Raw genomic sequence first — 19,750 nt, 5'->3', positions numbered from 1 at the left:
CGCGCGCCGGTTAAATCTGAGTTCATCAGTCGGACTTGTACACTTTTTGTGCTATATTCCGCGCCCGCGTTTTTCCGCGATACCTACTTCGAGATACCCGGTGCCCGTGATGCAAGCCGCCAAGCCGTTGTTCGACTATCCCAAGTTCTGGGCCGAGTGTTTCGGCCCGGCGCCCTTCCTGCCCATGAGCCGGGAAGAGATGGATCAGCTGGGCTGGGATTCCTGCGACATCATCATCGTCACCGGGGATGCCTACGTCGACCACCCGTCGTTCGGCATGGCCATCATCGGTCGCCTGCTGGAGGCCCAGGGCTTCCGCGTCGGCATCATTTCCCAGCCCGACTGGCAGTCCAAGGACGCCTTCATGAAGCTGGGCAAGCCGAACCTGTTCTTCGGCATCGCCGCCGGCAACATGGACTCGATGATCAACCGCTACACCGCCGACCGGAAGATCCGCTCCGACGACGCCTACACCGCCGGCGGCGAGGCCGGCAAACGTCCGGACCGCGCCAGCGTGGTCTACAGCCAGCGCTGCCGCGAGGCGTACAAGGGCGTGCCGATCGTCCTCGGCGGCATCGAGGCCTCGCTGCGCCGCATCGCGCACTACGACTACTGGCAGGACAAGGTGCGCCATTCGATCCTGATGGACGCCAAGGCCGACATCCTGCTGTTCGGCAACGCCGAGCGCGCCGTGGTGGAAGTGGCCCAGCGCCTGGCCGCCGGCGAGCCCATCGAGTCGCTCACCGACGTGCGCGGCACCGCCTTCGTGCGCCGCGACACCCCCGAGGGCTGGTTCGAACTGGACTCCACCCGCATCGACCGTCCGGGCAAGATCGACAAGATCATCAACCCCTACGTGAACACCCAGGACAGCGCCGCCTGCGCCATCGAGCAGGAGAAGGCCGGGCAGGACGACCCGGACCAGGCCAAGGTGGTCGAGCTGCTGCCGCATCCGCGCCTGGAGCGCGAGCGCACGGTGATCCGCCTGCCGTCCTACGAGAAGGTCAAGAGCGACCCGGTGCTCTACGCCCACGCCAACCGCGTGCTGCACCTGGAGACCAACCCGGGCAACGCCCGCGCCATGGTGCAGCGTCACGGCGAGAGCGACGTCTGGTTCAACCCGCCGCCCATCCCGCTGACCACCGAGGAGATGGACTACGTCTTCGGCCTGCAGTACGCCCGCGTGCCGCACCCGGAATACGGCGGCGCGAAGATTCCGGCCTACGAGATGATCCGCTTCTCGATCAACATCATGCGTGGCTGCTTCGGCGGCTGCACCTTCTGCTCCATCACCGAGCACGAAGGCCGGATCATCCAGAGCCGCTCGGAAGACTCGATCATCCGCGAGATCGAGGACATCCGGGACAAGATTCCCGCCTTCACCGGCGTCATCTCCGACCTCGGCGGGCCGACCGCGAACATGTACCGCCTGGGCTGCAAGGACCCGGAGATCGAGCGTCACTGCCGCAAGCCGTCCTGCGTCTGGCCGGGCATCTGCGAGAACCTCGACACCGACCATTCCTCGCTGGTCCAGCTGTACCGCCGCGCCCGCGACCTGCCGGGGGTGAAGAAGATCCTCATCGCCTCGGGCCTGCGCTACGACCTGGCGGTGAAGTCGCCGGAGTACGTCAAGGAGCTGGTGACCCACCATGTCGGCGGCTACCTGAAGATCGCCCCGGAACACACCGAGGAAGGCCCGCTGTCGAAGATGATGAAGCCGGGCATCGGCACCTACGACACCTTCAAGCGGATGTTCGAGAAGTTCTCCAAGGAGGCGGGCAAGGAGCAGTACCTGATCCCGTACTTCATCGCCGCGCACCCGGGCACCACCGACGAGGACATGATGAACCTCGCCCTGTGGCTCAAGCGCAACGGCTTCCGCGCGGACCAGGTGCAGGCCTTCTACCCCTCGCCCATGGCCACCGCCACGGCCATGTACCACTCGGGCAAGAACCCGCTGCGCAAGGTCACCTACAAGAGCGACGGCGTGGAGATCGTCAAGGGCGAGCGCCGCCGCCGGCTGCACAAGGCCTTCCTGCGCTACCACGACCCGAACAACTGGCCGATGCTGCGCGAGGCGCTGAAGGAAATGGGCCGCGCCGACCTGATCGGCAACGGCAAGCACCAGCTGATCCCGGCAACCCAGCCGACCGGCGACGGCGGCTACCAGAGCGCGCGCCGCAAGAACTCCACCCCGGTGGGCAGCAAGAAGGCCGGCAAGCCGCTGCTGACCCAGCACACCGGCCTGCCGCCGCGCGCCAGCGACGGCTCCAAGCCGTGGAACAAGGCCGCGGAAGACAAGGCCGGCGGCTACGCCAAGGGCAAGAAGCGCAGCACCAAGCGCCAGCCGAACATTCCGCGCTGATCCCTCTGCGCTGAGCTCCGAAGAAAGGCGTGCCCGCTAAGCGGTCACGCCTTTTTCCTTGAAGAACGCCACGTAGGCCTTGTCCACCTTCAGGATGTGGTGGGTCAGCCAGGTCTTCAGCAGGTCCAGCGCCTCGACCGAGACGGCCTCGCCATCCTCGTGGCGGTACAGCAGGTCGACGATCTGCCGGTTGAAGCGGTCGTGCTCGGCCCGGTGCGCCTCCTCCTGGGGATAGCCCAGGCGCTGGAACAGCACTTCCTCGACGATGAAGTGGTTCATCGTGTACTCCACCAGTTGCTCCAGCAGTTCGCCGATCGGCGGCCCGCGGTCATCCACGCCTTGCAGGCTGTCGAACAGGGCATTGGTGAGATCGACCAGCCAGCGGTGCTGCTCATCGATCCGCTCGATTCCGATGACGAACTCGTCGTTCCAGGGCATGAAGCTCATCCGCGCACTCCTTGTGGTGGAGCGCAGATCATCCCCATCCACCGTGGCGAGACAGTGACGCCCATCAATCAAAGTGCGATGTGTCTGAAAGGCTGGCGTGGCGCGGGATGTAGGAGTATTGTGCGGCGTAGTTGGTACGTTAGTTCCATATCATAAGAACAAGACCGGAGCCCGCCATGCGTCTCGCCACTCTCTCCCTGCTCGCCCTCTCCGTCGCCCTGGCCGCCTGCGGCGAAGGCGAGAAAACCGCCGCCGTCAGCACCGACTTCCAGAAGGACCTGCAGGCCCGCCTGATCAAGGCCAAGGCCGGCGATGTCATCGAGATTCCCGCCGGCACCTACCACCTGGACCGCAGCCTGAGCCTGAAGGTGGACGGCGTGACCATCCGCGGCGCCGGCATGGACAAGACCGTCCTCAGCTTCAAGAACCAGAAGGCCGGCGCCGAAGGGCTGTTCGTCGACGCCTCCGACTTCACCCTGGAGAACCTCGCCATCGAGGACACCAAGGGCGACGGTCTGAAGGTCATCGGCGGCAAGAACATCGTGATCCGCAACATCCGCACCGAATGGACCAACGGCGCCTCCACCGACAACGGCGGCTACGGCATCTACCCGGTGCAGACCGAGAACACCCTGCTCGAAGGCAACGTCGCCATCGGCGCGTCGGACTCGGGCATCTACGTCGGCCAGTCGCGCAACGTGGTGGTGCGCAACAACCGCGCCGAGCGCAACGTCGCCGGCATCGAGATCGAGAACACCATCGGCGCCGACGTCTACAACAACGTCGCCACCGACAACACCGGCGGCATCCTCGTCTTCAACATGCCCAACCTGCAGCAGCCGGGGCGCGGCACCCGGGTCTTCGACAACGACGTGCAGGGCAACAACCACGACAACTTCGGCCACAAGGGCACCCCGGTGGCCAGCGTGCCGGCCGGCTCCGGCGTGGTGGTGAACTCCAACGACGACGTGGAAATCTTCGACAACAGGATCGGCAACCACAAGACCGCCAACGTCATCATCAGCAGCTACTTCAGCACCAACTATTCGGGCAAGGCCACCCAGCCGAACTTCGATCCCTATCCTGAGGGCATCTACATCCACGGCAACACCTTCGGCCCCGGTGGCGACAGCCCCGACCACCTGGAGCTGAAGGCGCTGAAGGTCGCCCAGTTCGGCCTCAACGGCCGCCTGCCGGACATCCTCTGGGACGGCTACTTCAACCAGGCGAAAGCGGTCGACGGCAAGCTGCCTGAGGCGCTGTCGATCTGCATCGACAACGGCGCCGCCGGCATCGTCAACGTCGACGGCCCCAACGGCTACAAGCACATCAGCACCGACATGAGCGTGCACCAGTGCAAGCTCAAGCCGCTGCCGAAGATCGAGCAGGCCGGCCTGGGCGAGAAGGGCGGCAAGGCATGAGCAGACACGGCCCGTTCCTGTTGTCGCTCGCCCTGGCCGCGGTACTGGCCGGGTGCGGGCAGGAGAGCAAGCCGCGTTATCAGCCCGAAGGCGACGATTACCCGGAAAAGCTCAGCGGCTGGGGCATGCTGCACCTGGCGGACGGCCACCTGACGCCGGCCGCCGATGTGCTGCCCTATGACCTGAACACCTCGCTGTTCACCGACTACGCGCACAAGATGCGTACCGTCTGGATGCCGGCGGGGCAGGCCGCGCAGTACGCCGAGGAGCGCTTCGACTACCCGCTCGGCACAGTGCTGACCAAGACCTTCTACTACCCCAGGGATGCCCAGGGGCACCTGCTGCAGAACAGCCAGGACGACCGCGACCCCAGGGCCGGCCTCGAGCTGGACAGGGTCCGCCTGGTGGAAACCCGCGTGCTGGTGCGGCAGAAGGACGGCTGGATGGCGTTGCCCTACGTGTGGGACGAGGACCAGCGCGAGGCGCGCCTGGAACTGGCCGGTGACACGCAGGCGCTGGAGCTGACCGGCGAGGGCGGGCGGAAGGTCGCCTTCAGCTACATGGTCCCCGACGCCAACCAGTGCGCCGAGTGCCACGCCGAGCAGAAGGGCGCGGGCATCGCCCCGCTGGGGCCGAAGGCGCGCCACCTGAACAAGGACTTCGCCTACGCCGGGGGCAGCGACAACCAGCTGCGGCACTGGCAGGCGCGCGGTTTCCTCAAGGGGCTGCCGGAGCTGGCGCAGGTGCCGCAGAACGCGCTGTGGGGCCATCCGCGCGCCGGCGAGGACCTGGAGAAGCAGGCGCGCAGCTACCTCGACGTCAACTGCTCGCACTGCCACAACCCCAAGGGCGCGGCGCGCACCTCCGGGCTCTACCTCGACCCGCACACCCCGCTGTCGATCGCCTACGGCCTGTGCAAACCGCCGGTGGCCGCGGGCGGCGGCACCGGCGGGCGGCTGGAGGACATCCACCCCGGCAGCCCGGAGAAGTCGGTGCTCAGCTACCGCGTCGGCAGCGACAAGCCCGGCGACATGATGCCGGAGCTGGGCCGCGGCCTGGTGCACAGGGAAGGGCTGGAAGTGATCGACCGCTGGATCGCCGGCCTGGACGGCGGCTGCTAGCGGGAAACGGCCCGGAGCCCGCGAGGGCTCTGGGCTGCGCGCTGCGACGGGCAAACCGCCGGGGTCGTGCTAGCTTTCATCAGGACCCTTTCTCTCGCAGGTGCGCTGCCATGGACGATACGAACATCATCAATGTGGGTACGCAGAAGATCAACGCGCTGTGGACGATGATTTCGCAGTACGCGCTCGCGTTCGGCGTGAAGATTCTCGTGGCGATTCTCTTCTGGGTGCTGGGGCGCTGGCTGATCGGCTTCGCGGTCGGGCTGGTCGAGAAAGCCTTGGCTCGACAGAGCGTCGATCCGACCGTACTGCGCTACGTCGGCTCCTTCATCACCGTCACCCTGAACATCCTCCTGGTGGTGGGCATCCTCGGCTACTTCGGCGTGCAGACCACCAGCCTCGCGGCGCTGATTGCAGCCATCGGCCTGGCCATCGGCATGGCCTGGTCGGGCCTGCTGGCGAACCTCGCCGCCGGCGGCTTCATCATCGTCCTGCGGCCGTTCAAGGTCGGCGACTTCATCACCGCCGGCGGCGTCACCGGCACCGTCAAGGAGATCGGCCTGTTCGCCACCGCCATCAACACCCCGGACAACGTGCTGACCCTGGTGGGCAACAACAAGATCTTCAGCGACACCATCCAGAACTTCAGCCACAACGCCTTCCGCCGCGTGGAGCTCAAGGCGCAGCTCTCCGGCGCCGCCGACTGGCAGGCCGCCGCCGCCGTGCTCAAGGAGCGCATCGCGGCGATCCCCAACGTGCTGAGCGACCCGCCGGTGGACGTGGAAATCCTCGAATTCAACCTGGTCGGGCCGGTACTGGCGGTGCGCCCGTACTGCCACAACGACAGTTACTGGCAGGTCTACTTCGACACCAACCGCACCATCAAGGACGCCCTGGGCACCGACTTCCCGGCGCCGATGCCGGCACAGACGGTGATCGTGCAGCAGTCGGCGGGCAGCTGATCGCATCCCCCTTTACCTGCTTGACACAGAAGCCACCGCAAGGTGGCTTCTGTCGTTTCTGGCCCGGTAACCGGGATGAACGGTCGGTTTTCGGGGATGGCCGGTCTAGCAGGTGAATTCCTTCAAGTCGAGTCATTTCCCGCACACAAGTTGAGGGATTTTTCCTATAGCGAGTGCGGATGCTCCCGGCTGCTGTGTCCGTCGTGACCGCGCACCCTAGGACGCATTACCCAGTGGGGTCGGATTACCCCCTCGGTTGCCATCCTCAGACCGTGCAAGGCCCATCCATGAACAGCTCCGCGAGAACCCTCGGCTTTACCTTGATCGAGATGATGACCGTTCTTGTCGTGCTAGCCATCCTGGCCAGCATGGCAGCCCCCAGCTTTACGAGATTGCTGCGCAGTAACCGCGCCAATGTCGATGTTTCCAAGCTGCTGCTCAGCGTTCAACTGGCTCGTACGGAAGCCATTCGAGGAACAACCAATGCCTGCATCGTATCCACAGGCTGGAGCGATGGCTGGCAGGTCCGTATCGATGCTGATCGCAATGGCGCCTGTACTGCGGGAGCCGTCCTGAAAGTTTTCCCTGCCTTACAGAAAGGCTCGACATTGACCGTAGTGAATGCTGCGGGACCTGCAGGAAGTGTCATGTTTGACCGGCTTGGTGGGGCGGTCGGATCAATCAGGCTGCAATACCGTGCCCAGACAGGTAAATGCGATAAGGATATCGATAAGGATATGACTATTGGCCTGAGTGGCCGCCTGGAAGTCACTTCCGCGAGTTGCAATTCATGAAGTCTTTATCTGAGTCCCGGACCGGGAATGGCTTCACTCTTGTTGAAGTGCTGATTGCAGTGATCGTTCTATCCATAGGTCTCCTGGGCGTCGCCGCGTCACACGTGAATGCCCTGAAGGCTAGTCAGGCTGCAGAGCAACGTACTCTGGCAAATATCATGGCGGCCGACCTGTTCGACCGTATTCGGGCCGATGTGGCCGAGGCAACTTCTTTTTCCCATGCCGCGGATGATCCGGCGCCAACGGGTGGGTCCAGCTTGGCCCAGACTGAATTATCCAGTTGGTTTTCATTGTTGAACAGCAGCTTGCCGGGCGCCAAGGCGGATATCGAAGTTTCTCGGAGTTCCGCGTCATCCATGGTGATTTACAAGGTTGTCCTGACGCTCACTATCCAGGATAGAAAGAAACTGGAGTCCGATGTTTCTCAGCAGTCAACCGAGCTTGTCTACTCATCTCTCGTAAGTCCTGGGGTATAGGATGCGTCCTTTCAACTATCAACGTGGCCTGGGCCTCGTTGAACTGATGATTGCCATTGTTCTAAGCCTGCTGATCGGGTTGGCTGTCATACGGGTTTTCCTGGGTCAGAAAGATTCCTACAACGCGCAGGACGAACTCAGTGTGATACAGGAAGATGCCCGGTTGGTATTCGAGATAATGGGGAGGGATTTACGCCAGGCTGGGTACTGGGGTTGTGCTTCGCGTGGTTCAGTCATTGCAAATCTTACAAGTGACGCGACACTGAACAGTGTTCAGGCCAAGTCTGTTCAGTGGGGTGAAAATAAGCTGGCACTGCTGTTTGCTGATTCACAGAGGCGTCTCAGTGTTGGAATTGATGCGAGTACGAACCAAGTTATCGTCCCGGGCTTGCCTGTAGGATCTACCATTTTACTGACCGATAGCAGTTGTGCTTCGCCAGCACTGATGGTTTTCGGGGGCAGTTTTTCTGCACTTTACAATGGCGGTTATGCCTATCCCCTGGGGCGTAGCAGTTACAGATTCGATAGAGCAACTTCGTCGATATACCGGGGTGTTAGCCCGGTCAGCAGCGGCTCGTTGTCTGAAGAACAATTGATTAACGGCGTAAGTGGATTTTCCCTGGAGTTCAACAAGGGGGGCGACTATGTGGATTCGTCAGGGGTGGGCGGTTGGAGTCCAACGGATTGGTCCGTGCTCAGTAGTATCAGAGTGACTGTAACGTTCAAGGGAAAAACCTTGGGGGCTCGGAAGTTCACCCAGGTATTTACACTGCGGAATCGCCTGCCATGAATAAATACTCGTTCGATGGCGCCGCTGGGCAAGGTCGGCAAAATGGCTCTGCTCTCCTCATAAGCCTGGTATTCCTTCTCCTACTTACAATCCTGGCAATCCATAGCCTTCAGGATGCCTGGCTTCAGGAGCGAATGGCCGGCAATTCCATCGAGAGGAATATTGCCTTTCAAAAAGCGGAAGTCAGCTTGAGGGCGGGAGAAATGTGGTGTTCCAACCCAAGTAATGTCCCCGCCGCAACATTACCAGTCGTGCCATCGGGAAGCAGATTGCCAGGGTCCGGTTGGGTTGATGTGGCCACCCAGGGTGGCGTGCTGAATTCCATTGTTGCTGGTCGTGGGCAAGCATTCTTCGCTGTTCGCAGGGCCGGAGCAGCATGGAATCTTTGCGAGGTGGAAGCAATAGGATATGGCCGGAATAGTTCTACGAGAGTGATTCTGCGTTCTTTCTATCGAGTTTCCATTTAGGCATAGGGCGGGTTGATTGTGTCTGAAATAAAAATTGAATTGTTTTGTATCCTGGCGCTTGGCGGATTGTTGGTTATTCCCTGGTCGGCACAGGCGGCGCGGGTGCCAACCGATATTTCCCAGGTTCCGCTCACCGTGGCAACCCAGGCCACGCCCAACGTAATGATCATGCTGGGAAACTCGAACTCCATGGACTCCGATGCGGCAGGTAATGCGGTTGGCAGTGCTGACCCAACCAGTAAGTCGGAAATTGCCCGGAAAGCAGTAAAGAATCTTCTTGATCGGTATGCTGGCCGTATCAATGTCGGCTTGGCGGCTTATCAGCAAAACCCAATGACCCTGCAATTCCTGGCTGCCTCGCCTTACGATGTGAGCTACAACCCGGCGGACTACGATCCGAACTACACTGGCCCCCGTGATGGGCAAACGAAGAAATACAGGGCGGCCAACCCTGTGTCGCCCGGGAGTTATATCTATTACAACATAAATCTCCCTTTCTACTCGCCTACCGATCCGGGGAACATATTTTGTTATTCTCCCCTCGCTGGCTTGATAAATCCAAATTACAACCCGGTCACCAATGCCAATCCCAGCAACTACATTTGCTGGTCGAGCAAGATCGGACCTAACAATACAATCCCAGCCGACACCGCCAGTTGCGGGGCGAGCGCGCTTGGCTTTGGCTATAGCGGTACATGTGGAATCTATGCCCTTGGTCCTACAGATCAGGATTTGGGCCAGGGTATTACCCATTTCGGACACTTGTTGGCCTCTTGGACGACTTCAAGGGCCTGGCAGGTGAATACATCTCCCGGACTTGGTTACGTGCATATTCCCATTGCGCCGTTGAATACGGAACAACAAGCAAAATTCAATACGAAACTGGCAACCTCTCAGTTTTCCAGCAACCAGCCCGTCAACCCGAGTTACCCCTTGCAGAATGCGGGACTTTCCCCGTTACAGGGCGCCGTGCGCACCATTCACAACTACTTTCAAGGCAGCCTGACAAGTGCCGACCAAGGCGGGCCATTGGCACGCCCAGCGAACACCTCCTCCTGTACGCGCAACTACGCCATGTTGCTGACGGACGGACTGCCCTCCGTAACGGTAGACGGTCTTGCCTCTCCGGATACCACAACGCTGCTGGCGAACCTGACCGCCGAAGTCAAGAACCTGCACGATGACAAGCAGGCGGGCGCCAATACGTATGTGATGGGCTTTGCCTTGCCATTTGGCGTCAATCCGCACCAACTGGATACTATTGCGGAGGCCGGCGGTACCAGTACCAGCTATTACGCATCCGATTCCGTCGGCCTTTCGACGGCGCTGGACAAGATATTCACCAGCATCGTCAATACCGCCGGAACGGCAAGCGCGGCGGCGGTAAGCGGCCCTTATGCCTCCTTGGGGAATATTCGCTATCAGGCTGGTTTTGAAAGCCAATATTGGTCGGGGAGTTTGACCGCGGAGGATATCGGCAGTGGTGCTGTGCGTTGGAGTGCACAGTCGCTGATGCCGGCCTATTCGGATCGAAATATTGTCACCATTGGCAATGGTGGAACTCAAAAAGCCTTTACCTGGGCCAATCTGACGCCGGCTCAACAAATACAGTTGGCGAATGGCCAGGATGCTGCAGCAGGGCAGGCTCGATTGGCCTGGCTGCAAGGCGATACCGCCAAAGAGCAACGCAATGGCGGTCCGTATCGAAACCGACCGAATGGTGTTCTGGGGGATATTGCCAACTCATCGCCGGTTTTTTATGACATGAGCACTGGCGGAGCTACACCTCTGAACTTTGTGAGTGCCGAAGATGCTCCACAAAGTTACTTTCAATATAAGAGACAGATTGCTGCAAAAGCGGGCAGATTCGCCAGCCTCTATGTGGGCGGAAACGATGGGATGCTGCATCAGTTCTGCGCCAATGATACGACTGCATTGAACTCATCGAATTGCAGCATCGGAGGAAAGAGCAGGGCTCCCGGCGGAGAGTTGTTCGCCTATGTTCCTTCGCAGCTTTTCCCCAACCTGCACAAGTTGACCGACCCTGGTTATGAGCATCAGTCCTATGTGGATGGCCCCATTACCATCAGCGATGCCAAGCTACGTGGGAGCTGGCAAAGCATTCTGGTGGGCGCCTTGGGGCGAGGGGGAGCGGGTGTCTATGCCTTGGCGCTTCCTGGCAGCAGTTCCTATTCTGGCAACAATGTTCTTTGGGAATATCCAGGCAGCGCCGCCGTTCCCGAGGATCTGGGCTTGACCCTGGGGGCGCCTGTGATTACCCGGCTGAAGTCCGGCTGGGTGGCCCTTGTTTCAAACGGATATAACTCCAGCAGTGGAAACGCCGCGCTGTTCGTTCTGGACTTGCAAACAGGGGCTCTGCTTAAAGAATTGGTAGTGCCCAATGCAACGGGCATCTCCAGCAATGGATTGGCCTCTCCGGCCATCCTGGATTACGACAGCGACGGCACTACAGACTACGTTTATGCCGGGGACCTGGCCGGGCGGCTATTTCGCTTCGATCTTCGTGCCGCGTCCTCTGCGAGCTGGGCGGTGGACTTTGATGGGCAACCGCTTTTTTCAGCCGGCAGTTCTCAGCCCATCACCTCTGCTCCCGCCGTATCCGCGATGGACCCTTATGGCGCGGTATCGATCGTACTTGGTACTGGCCGCTTCCTGGGAGTCTCAGATCGTACCGACCTGAACAGCCAAGCCCTGTATGGGATTCGCGACAAATGGGCAGGTGTCTCCAGCAACGGATTTGCCACTATCGTGCCGTCGCAGTTGGTTGCCCAGAGTGTGTTGTCAGAACCCACTGTTAACGGTGTGTCATCAAGATCGGTCAGCAATAATTCGGTCAATGCATCGAGCTCAGGATGGATGCTGCCTTTGCCGGATTCGGGGGAGCGTATTGTCAGCGCGCCCATTCTGCGCGGGACCAACTTGGTCCTTATGAGCGTTACGCCAAGTACCGATAATTGTGCAGCGGGAGGAACGAGCTTCTTAATGGAGTTGAATGCGGTGACAGGCGGAAGGCAGGACCGCCCCGCATTGGATATCAATAATGATGGGGTGCTGGATAGCTCGGATGTCGGTGATGATGGGATTCCGCCAAGTGCTATTGGGTTCGGCTCCGACATGGGGCAGATTGGTGGAATCCAGGCCGGAAAAAATAATCTGGAATATAAGCAGATATCGCTCAGCAATGGCACGACAAAGACCATAGCGGAGGAGTCCGCCACTTTGCCGCTGGGACGTTTGTCTTGGGAGCAGGTCGAGTAGTGATTATGGACAATCTTTCGAGTGGCAAAACTTCTCAGCGCGCCTTTACGCTGATCGAAGTTTTGATAGTGCTGGTGGTGATCGGCATCCTGGCGGCCATTGCCTACCCGAGCTATGTGGACGCGGTTCGCAAGAGCCGTCGTGCGGATGCGACGGCGACCTTGATGGATGGCGCGGCCCGCCTGGAGGCTTATTACACGCGGACAGGCAGCTATTTGAACGGTTCGGACTTGTCAGCCGTGTTCCAGGCGCAGGTCCCGGACAACGGGACGGCCTATTACACACTTCAAGCGGCGGATGATCCGCCCGCAACCGACACTACCTTCACGTTGCAGGCGGTTCCCGTCGGGGTGATGGAAGGGGACGACTGCGGAACGCTGAGCATCGATCAGTCAGGTGTGCGCAGTAGCTCTGGAATACTGGCAAACGATGCCTGTTGGCGGCAGTGAGTGCGAGCGCACTCAGGGGGGGTGCTTCTACCTGTTCCAACTGGAAAGTTTCGGGCGGCTGATGCCGCCCGTTTATAGCTGATCCAGACACCCCCGGTTACTGAGGGCGGAAATCCACCCACTTGGGCGCCGCCGAGGGCGTCCAGGCCTGCAGGGCGTCGACCAGTTGCGCGGGGGTACTGGCGCACTGGAGCATCTCTCGATGCTGCGGGCGGACGAAGCGTTCCTGCACCAGATGGTCGAGGAAGGTCAGCAGCGGATCGTAGAAGCCGTTGACCTGCAGCAGGCCCAGCGGCTTGCCGTGGTAGCCGAGCTGGCCCCAGGTCCAGACCTCGAACAGCTCTTCCAGCGTGCCCAGGCCGCCCGGCAGCGCGATGAAGGCATCGCTCAGTTCGGCCATGCGCGCCTTGCGGGCGTGCATGCCGTCCACTACCTCCAGGCGCGTCAGGCCCTTGTGGCCGATTTCCGCCTCTTTCAGGCTCTGCGGAATGATGCCGATGACTTCTCCGCCCGCCGCCAGCGCGGCGTCGGCCACCATCCCCATCAGGCCGACCGCGCCGCCGCCGTAGACCAGGCGGATGCCGCGTTCGGCCAGGTGGCGGCCGAGGGCTTCGGCGGCTTGCTGGTAGATCGGAGTGGCGCCGGGGCTGGCGCCGCAGAATACGCAGATGGAACGCAAGGACATGAACAGCTCCCACACCGGTGAAGACCGTCAGGGTAGCGGCTGGCGCGGGAGCGACCAAGACTTGCGCGATGGATTTCAGTCGTGCTGACCAGCGCCGCCGGAGGCGGCGAGGGCGTAACTGGCGAGCAGGCTTTGCAGCAGCGGGGGAAGTTTCACGGGGCAGGCTCCTGTGGTGTGGGGGTGTGGCGTCTATGCTAGGCGGGGTGCGCTGATCTGCCTCGTTGATGATCTGCATGGTCCTGATAGACATTCAGAGGCTTGCGCCAGGGTCAACCGCCTGTGTGTCGTTGGCCTGGTTCCGGGGAGATCGACCGCTCGTCGGGCCATTTCCCCCTCAGGTTCCCCACTCAACCTGCCCAGGAGGCTCGTATGTTCCGTAAACTCGCTGCTGTATCCCTGCTTGGTCTGTTCAGCGCCCCGCTGCTGGCCGCCGAATGCTCCGTGAACATCGAGGGCAACGACCAGATGCAGTTCAGCACCACGGCCATCACCGTCGACAAGAGCTGCAAGACCTTCACCGTCAACCTGTCCCACCCCGGTAGCCTGCCGAAGAACGTCATGGGCCATAACTGGGTGCTGACCACCGCCGCCGACATGCAGGGCGTGATCACCGACGGCATGGCCGCCGGCCTGGACAAGAACTACGTGAAGGACGGCGATGCCCGCGTGATCGCCCATACCAAGATCATCGGCTCCGGCGAGAAGGATTCGGTGAGCTTCGACGTGTCCAAGCTCAAGGCGGGCGAGCAGTACGCCTTCTTCTGCTCCTTCCCGGGCCACTCGGCCATGATGAAGGGCACCCTGGCCGTCCAGTGATCCCGGCTTCGTGCTGATGCGAAAAGCCCGACACAAGGTCGGGCTTTTCATTTCATGCAACGAAGATAAGGTGTCCCGGGTCGAATTCGCAGCAGGGGGGGACTCCATGTATCACGGTGAACGCTTCAACGCCTGGACCCATCTGGTCGGTGCCGTGCTGGCGCTGGCGGGCGGCATCTGGCTGGTGGTCGCCACCAGTCTGCTCGGCGAGCCGCTGCGCATCGTCAGCGTGGCGGTCTACGGCACCACGCTGACCATGCTCTACAGCATCTCCACGCTGTACCACAGCGTGCGCGGGCGGGCGAAGCTGATCCTGCGCAAGCTCGATCACCTGTCCATCTACCTGCTGATCGCCGGCAGCTACACGCCGTTCTGCCTGGTGACGCTCAAGGGCGCCTGGGGCTGGACGCTGTTCGGCATCGTCTGGAGCATGGCGGTGATCGGCATGTTGCAGGAGATCAAGCCGCGCTCCGAGGCGCGGGTGCTGTCGATCGTCATCTACGCGGTGATGGGCTGGATCGTGCTGATCGCCGTCGGTCCGCTGTACCGCGCGCTGGGCGGCGCCGGCTTCGCCTGGCTGGTCGGCGGCGGCGCCTTCTACACCATCGGCATCGTCTTCTTCGCCTACGACAGCCGCTTCCGCCACTGGCACGGCATCTGGCACCTGTTCGTGATCGCCGGCAGCCTGCTGCACTTCATCGCCATCTGGCGCTACGTCATTCCGGCGCGCTAGCGGCCGGCGCGGGATGAGGGTTCCCGCGCCGTCGGCCGGTCACGGCGTGGTCGGCAGCGCGCGCTTGTGGCGGGTCTTCTCGAAGGTGCGGACGATGATGTCGAAGGCTTCCCGGCTGACCTCCTGGCCATGCAGGAAGGCGTCAATTTCCTTGTAGGTCACGCCGTGGGAGTGCTCGTCCGGCTTGCCGGGGGCGAGGTCTTCGAGGTCGGCGGTGGGGACTTTTTCCACCAGGTTTTCCGGCGCGCCGAGGGTGCGGGCGATGGTGCGCACCTGGTTCTTCACCAGGCCGGTGAGCGGGGCGAGGTCGCAGGCGCCGTCGCCGAACTTGGTGAAGAAGCCCATCACCGCCTCGGCGGCGTGGTCGGTGCCGACCACCAGGCCCTGGCGGGCGTTGGCGATGGTGTACTGGGCGACCATGCGGATGCGCGCCTTGGTGTTGCCCAGGGCGAAGTCGCGGGTGGCCGCGGCCAGGCCTTCGAGCGCCTGGGTCTGCGCGGCCAGCGCCTGTACCGAGGGGCCGATGTTCACGGTGTGGCGCTCGTCCGGGAGGATGCATTCCACCGAGTCCTGGGCGTCCTGCTCGTCGCCCTGCACGTTGTACGGCAGGCGCACGGCGAGGAAGCGGTAGTCCGGGTTGCCGGTCTCGGCGCGCAGGCCTTCCACGGCGCGCTGGCAGAGCATGCCGGCGGTGAGCGAGTCGACGCCGCCGCTGATGCCCAGCACCAGGGTCTTCATCCCCGAGCCCTTCAGGCAGTCCTGGATGAAGCGCACGCGGCGCTGGATTTCGGCCTGGACGTCGTCCGGGCCGTTGAACGGCGGCTGGACATTCAGCTCGGTCGCGATGGCTTGCTGGGTGGCTTTCATGGATGTACCTCGATCCGGACGGTGACAGGCCGATGCCTGTCGCAATGCAGGAAAAATACCAGCGACCGCTGCGCCGGGTCGATGGTCAATTGCGCCAATCAGGCCTCTTCCAGGCGGCTCTGGATCCATTCCACGAAGGCCCGCACCTTGGGCACCGCCGCCGCGTGTTCGGGATAGGCCAGGTAATACCCGTTGCGGCTGGCCAGGCCGTGGTCCCAGGCGATCACCAGCTTGCCTTCGGCCAGTTCCTCCTCCACCAGGAAGCGCGGCAGCAGCGCCACGCCGCAGCCGGCTTGCGCTGCGCGGATGCACATGTAGAAGGTGTCGAAGCGCGGCCCGTGGTAGCTGTGCTCGCTGCGCCGGCCGAGGCTGTGGAACCACTCGTGCCAGGCCTCCGGGCGGGTGGCGTTCTGCAGCAGGACCAGTTCGGCCAATTGGGTTGGGTCGGTGAACGGCTGCTCCGGCAGGACCGCAGGCGAGCACACCGGCACCATTTCCTCGCCGAACAGGTGCACGCACTCCGCGCCGGGCAGGGCGCCGGCACCGAAGTAGAACGCGATGTCGCAGCGCGATTGCAGCAGGTCGCCCGGCTCCAGCTCCTGGCGCAGGTCGAGGTGGACGTTCGGGTGCAGATGGCGCCAGCCGTTCAGGCGCGGGATCAGCCAGCGCGCGCCGAAGGTTGGCGGCGTCGCCACCCGCAGCACCTCGGTCTCGCCGCCGTAGGACAGCAGGTAGTGGGTGGACATTTCCACCTGGGTGAGGATCTTGCGCACCTCCTGCAGGTACAGCTCGCCCGCCGGGGTCAGCTGCAGGCGCCGGCGCACGCGGCGGAACAGCAGGTGCTGGAGCATTTCCTCCAGCTGCGCCACCTGTTTGCTCACCGCGCTCTGGGTCAGGTTCAGCTCCTCCGAGGCGCGGGTGAAGCTCAGGTGCCGGGCGACCGCCTCGAAGCATTGCAGGGCGGTCATGGAGGGCAGGTGGCGTTTGCTCAGCATGGTGGGCGATTCATGAATTTACGGAATGATGTATGTAGGAAACGTCGTTTGTTGCGCCTCCGCAAGCCGTTTATTACTGCTGGCATTCCAGATGGTTCTGAACCCACAGGAGTCCGCATGATTTCCGCACTGCTCGAATCCCTCGGCGTCGACGCCCGCCAGTACACCGGCGGCGATCAGCTCATCCACTCTCCCATCGACGGCAGCCGCCTGGGCGCGGTGCGCCTGGAAAGCGCCGCCGAGGTGGAACAGAAGATCGGCCGCGCCGCCCACGCCTTCGAGGCCTGGCGCAAGGTGCCGGCGCCGCGTCGCGGCGAGCTGGTGCGGCTGTTCGGCGAAGAGCTGCGGGCGAGCAAGGCGGCCCTCGGCGAACTGGTCTCCTGGGAGGCCGGCAAGATCACCCAGGAAGGCCTGGGCGAGGTGCAGGAGATGATCGACATCTGCGACTTCGCCGTCGGCCTGTCGCGCCAGCTCTACGGCCTGACCATCGCTTCCGAGCGCCCCGGCCACCACATGCGCGAAAGCTGGCATCCGCTGGGCGTGGTCGGGGTGATCAGCGCCTTCAACTTCCCGGTCGCGGTGTGGTCGTGGAACACCGCGCTGGCGCTGGTCTGCGGCAACTCGGTGGTGTGGAAACCGTCGGAGAAGACCCCGCTCACCGCGCTGGCCTGCCAGGCGCTGTTCGAGCGCGCGCTGAAGAAGTTCGGCGATGCCCCGGAGCACCTGAGCCAGGTGCTGATCGGCGACCGCAGCGCCGGCGAGGCGCTGGTGGACGACGCGCGCGTCGCCCTGGTCAGCGCCACCGGCAGCACCCGCATGGGCCGCGAAGTCGGCCCGCGGGTGGCGGCGCGCTTCGGCCGCAGCATCCTCGAACTGGGCGGCAACAACGCGATGATCCTGGCGCCGAGCGCCGATCTGGACATGGCCGTGCGCGCCATCCTGTTCAGCGCCGTCGGCACCGCCGGGCAGCGCTGCACCACGCTGCGCCGGCTGATCGCCCACACGTCGGTGAAGGACGAGATCGTCAGCCGCCTGAAGGCTGCGTACTCCAAGGTGCGCATCGGCCATCCGCTGGAGGGCAACCTGGTCGGTCCGCTGATCGACGAACGCAGCTTCCTGGCCATGCAGGGCGCGCTGGAGCAGGCGCGCGGCGAGGGCGGCGTGGTGTTCGGCGGCGAGCGCCAGTTGGCCGAGCGCTACCCGAATGCCTTCTACGTGTCGCCGGCCATCGCCGAGATGCCGGAGCAGAGCGAGGTGGTGCGCAACGAGACCTTCGCGCCGATCCTCTACGTGGTGCCCTACGAGCACTTCGACGAGGCGGTGGCGCTGAACAACGCGGTGCCCCAGGGGCTGTCGTCGTGCATCTTCACCACCGACCTGCGCGAGGCCGAGGCCTTCCTCTCGGCGGTGGGCAGCGACTGCGGCATCGCCAACGTCAACATCGGCCCCAGCGGCGCGGAAATCGGCGGCGCCTTCGGCGGCGAGAAGGAAACCGGCGGCGGCCGCGAGTCCGGCTCCGACGCCTGGAAGGGCTACATGCGCCGGCAGACCAACACCGTGAACTACTCGCGGGAACTGCCGTTGGCCCAGGGCATAGTGTTCGACTGAACGCAGGCCTCGGGTCGAAGGTCACCCCGTAGGATGGGTGGAGCTTGCGATACCCATCGAATGCGGCATGGGTATCGCTGCGCTCCACCCATCCTACGGACTGCCATTCACAAGGTTCACTGATAAGGATCGCTGGATGCCGCTTCGCCAAGAGTGCCTGTGGGAATACCTGACTCCCGAACGCCCGGAAGCTCCGGTGCTGAACGGGGATCGCAAGGTCGACGTGTGTGTCGTCGGCGCCGGCATCACCGGCCTGTCCGCCGCGTTGCATCTGCTGGAGAAGGACCAGACGGTCTGCGTGCTCGACGCCCATGCCACCGGGCATGGCGGCTCGGGGCGCAACGTCGGGCTGGTCAACGCCGGCCTGTGGATTCCGCCGGACGAGATCGAGGCCGGCCTCGGCGCGGAGGTCGGCGAGCGGGTCAACCGCATGCTCGGCAACGCGCCATCGCTGGTGTTCTCCCTGATCGACAAGTACGCCATCGCCTGCCAGGCGCGCCGCGAAGGCACCCTGCACATGGCGCACAACGCCCGTGGCCTGGCGGACCTGCGCAGCCGCTGCGAGCAGTGGAGCCGGCGCGGGGCGCCCGTCGAGCTGCTCAGCGGCGCCGCATGCGAGGAAGCCTGCGGCACCGGCAGGATCGCCGGGGCGCTGCTCGATCGCCGCGCCGGCACCCTCAACCCGATGGCCTATGTCAGCGGCCTGGCGCGCGCGGTGGTCGGCCTCGGCGGCGAGCTGTACCACCATTCGCCGGTGGTCGGGCTGGTGCGCGTCGGCGATGCCTGGAACGTGATCACCCAGGGCGGCGTGGTCACCGCCGAGCAGGTGGTGATCGCCTCCAGCGCCTACACCGAGGGCGAATGGACGCAGCTGCGCCGCACCTTCTTCCCCGGCTATTACTACCAGGTCGCCTCGCGTCCGCTGGAGGGCGCCGAAGCCGCGCGCATCCTGCCGGGCGGGCAGGGCTCCTGGGACACCCGCCAGGTGCTCAGCAGCATCCGCCGCGACGCCGACGGCCGCCTGCTGCTCGGCAGCCTCGGCAAGGGCACCGGCAAGCCCGCGTGGTTCCTGAAAAGCTGGGCCGATCGCATCCAGCAGCACTATTTCCCGAAGCTGGGGAAAGTGGACTGGGAATTCACCTGGACCGGCTGCATCGACTTCACTCCCGACCATCTCATGCGCCTGTTCGAGCCGGCGCCGGGGCTGGTCGCCATGAGCGGCTACAACGGCCGTGGCGTCACCACCGGCACGGTGGTGGGCAAGGCCTTCGCCGACTTCCTGCTGGGCGGCGACGCCAGCGTCCTGCCGATGCCGCTGCGGCCGATGGAGGAAATTTCGGCCGCCGGCCTGCGTAGCCATCTGTACGAAGCGGGCTTCTCCCTCTACCACGCCGGGCAGTGCCTGCGGGTGGTGATCTGAGCCCGGCGATTCGCGGCCGGGGGCCTCCCGCCGCGTCTGCCCCAACGCTCGCTGC

Annotated in this window: 18 protein-coding genes; 14 read left to right on the top strand and 4 right to left on the bottom strand. The window is 63.3% G+C overall.

Annotated features, from left to right (window positions below):
- Positions 1 to 109 precede the first annotated feature (109 nt).
- Positions 110 to 2,365, top strand: a complete 2,256-nt coding sequence (locus AC3B6A_RS24345) for a YgiQ family radical SAM protein (RefSeq protein ID WP_488403694.1) — start codon at positions 110 to 112, stop codon at positions 2,363 to 2,365.
- Between the two features lie 36 nt (positions 2,366 to 2,401).
- On the opposite strand, the gene AC3B6A_RS24340 is transcribed toward AC3B6A_RS24345, so the two are convergent.
- A complete protein-coding gene (locus AC3B6A_RS24340) occupies positions 2,402 to 2,812 on the bottom strand; it encodes a bacteriohemerythrin (RefSeq protein ID WP_488399657.1) in 411 nt (136 codons plus the stop codon).
- 176 nt (positions 2,813 to 2,988) lie between these two features.
- Between AC3B6A_RS24340 and AC3B6A_RS24335 the strand changes: the two genes are divergently transcribed.
- The 9 genes from AC3B6A_RS24335 to AC3B6A_RS24295 all read left to right on the top strand — a co-directional run bounded on the left by AC3B6A_RS24335 (position 2,989) and on the right by AC3B6A_RS24295 (position 12,571).
- Positions 2,989 to 4,233, top strand: a complete 1,245-nt coding sequence (locus tag AC3B6A_RS24335; protein ID WP_488399656.1) for a parallel beta-helix domain-containing protein — start codon at positions 2,989 to 2,991, stop codon at positions 4,231 to 4,233.
- Entirely contained in the window at positions 4,230 to 5,354 is a 1,125-nt protein-coding gene (locus AC3B6A_RS24330) for an SO2930 family diheme c-type cytochrome (protein WP_488399655.1), read from the top strand. Before AC3B6A_RS24335 ends, AC3B6A_RS24330 begins: the two co-directional genes overlap by 4 nt.
- A gap of 110 nt (positions 5,355 to 5,464) precedes the next feature.
- Positions 5,465 to 6,316: a mechanosensitive ion channel family protein gene (locus AC3B6A_RS24325; protein WP_488399653.1), complete on the top strand. Its 852-nt coding sequence runs from the start codon at positions 5,465 to 5,467 to the stop codon at positions 6,314 to 6,316.
- A gap of 287 nt (positions 6,317 to 6,603) precedes the next feature.
- Positions 6,604 to 7,110 (top strand): GspH/FimT family pseudopilin, encoded by a 507-nt coding sequence (locus tag AC3B6A_RS24320; RefSeq protein ID WP_488399652.1) that lies wholly within the window; start codon positions 6,604 to 6,606, stop codon positions 7,108 to 7,110.
- On the top strand, positions 7,107 to 7,586 hold the full coding sequence (pilV, locus tag AC3B6A_RS24315; RefSeq protein WP_488399651.1) for a type IV pilus modification protein PilV: 480 nt from the start codon (positions 7,107 to 7,109) through the stop codon (positions 7,584 to 7,586). The genes AC3B6A_RS24320 and pilV overlap by 4 nt, the downstream gene beginning before the upstream one ends.
- 1 nt (position 7,587) lies before the next feature.
- On the top strand, positions 7,588 to 8,376 hold the full coding sequence (locus AC3B6A_RS24310) for a PilW family protein (RefSeq protein WP_488399650.1): 789 nt from the start codon (positions 7,588 to 7,590) through the stop codon (positions 8,374 to 8,376).
- Complete coding sequence (locus AC3B6A_RS24305; RefSeq protein WP_488399649.1) at positions 8,373 to 8,843, top strand: pilus assembly PilX family protein; 471 nt, start codon at positions 8,373 to 8,375, stop codon at positions 8,841 to 8,843. The genes AC3B6A_RS24310 and AC3B6A_RS24305 overlap by 4 nt, the downstream gene beginning before the upstream one ends.
- 18 nt (positions 8,844 to 8,861) lie before the next feature.
- Positions 8,862 to 12,122 carry a pilus assembly protein gene (locus AC3B6A_RS24300; protein ID WP_488399648.1) on the top strand — a complete coding sequence of 1,087 codons (3,261 nt, stop codon included), beginning with the start codon at positions 8,862 to 8,864 and terminating at the stop codon, positions 12,120 to 12,122.
- 5 nt (positions 12,123 to 12,127) lie between these two features.
- Complete coding sequence (locus AC3B6A_RS24295) at positions 12,128 to 12,571, top strand: type IV pilin protein (protein WP_488399647.1); 444 nt, start codon at positions 12,128 to 12,130, stop codon at positions 12,569 to 12,571.
- Positions 12,572 to 12,668: 97 nt separating this feature from the next.
- Here the strand turns inward: AC3B6A_RS24295 and AC3B6A_RS24290 are convergent, their stop codons facing one another.
- Positions 12,669 to 13,256, bottom strand: a complete 588-nt coding sequence (locus tag AC3B6A_RS24290; protein WP_488399646.1) for a cytokinin riboside 5'-monophosphate phosphoribohydrolase — start codon at positions 13,254 to 13,256, stop codon at positions 12,669 to 12,671.
- Between the two features lie 369 nt (positions 13,257 to 13,625).
- Here AC3B6A_RS24290 and azu point away from each other — a divergent pair, with 369 nt between their 5' ends.
- Both azu and trhA read left to right on the top strand, forming a co-directional pair.
- Positions 13,626 to 14,072: an azurin gene (azu, locus tag AC3B6A_RS24285; protein WP_488399645.1), complete on the top strand. Its 447-nt coding sequence runs from the start codon at positions 13,626 to 13,628 to the stop codon at positions 14,070 to 14,072.
- Between the two features lie 106 nt (positions 14,073 to 14,178).
- Positions 14,179 to 14,805, top strand: coding sequence for a PAQR family membrane homeostasis protein TrhA (gene trhA, locus AC3B6A_RS24280; RefSeq protein ID WP_488399644.1), 627 nt, complete (start codon positions 14,179 to 14,181; stop codon positions 14,803 to 14,805).
- A 39-nt stretch (positions 14,806 to 14,844) separates the two neighbouring features.
- Here trhA and nadE read toward each other — a convergent pair whose 3' ends face one another.
- Positions 14,845 to 15,672 (bottom strand): NAD(+) synthase, encoded by an 828-nt coding sequence (nadE, locus tag AC3B6A_RS24275; protein WP_488399643.1) that lies wholly within the window; start codon positions 15,670 to 15,672, stop codon positions 14,845 to 14,847.
- A 98-nt stretch (positions 15,673 to 15,770) separates the two neighbouring features.
- Entirely contained in the window at positions 15,771 to 16,667 is an 897-nt protein-coding gene (locus tag AC3B6A_RS24270) for a LysR family transcriptional regulator (protein ID WP_488399642.1), read from the bottom strand.
- 117 nt (positions 16,668 to 16,784) lie between these two features.
- On the opposite strand from AC3B6A_RS24270, the gene amaB reads away from it, so the two are divergent.
- Together amaB and amaA are read left to right on the top strand one after the other, a co-directional pair.
- On the top strand, positions 16,785 to 18,275 hold the full coding sequence (amaB, locus tag AC3B6A_RS24265) for an L-piperidine-6-carboxylate dehydrogenase (protein ID WP_488399641.1): 1,491 nt from the start codon (positions 16,785 to 16,787) through the stop codon (positions 18,273 to 18,275).
- 136 nt (positions 18,276 to 18,411) lie between these two features.
- A complete protein-coding gene (amaA, locus tag AC3B6A_RS24260; protein ID WP_488399640.1) occupies positions 18,412 to 19,695 on the top strand; it encodes an L-pipecolate oxidase in 1,284 nt (427 codons plus the stop codon).
- The last annotated feature ends 55 nt before the right edge of the window (positions 19,696 to 19,750 follow it).

This window comes from Pseudomonas sp. B12(2026) (genome assembly GCF_057767015.1).
This window is presented reverse-complemented; position numbering and strand designations above follow the sequence as displayed.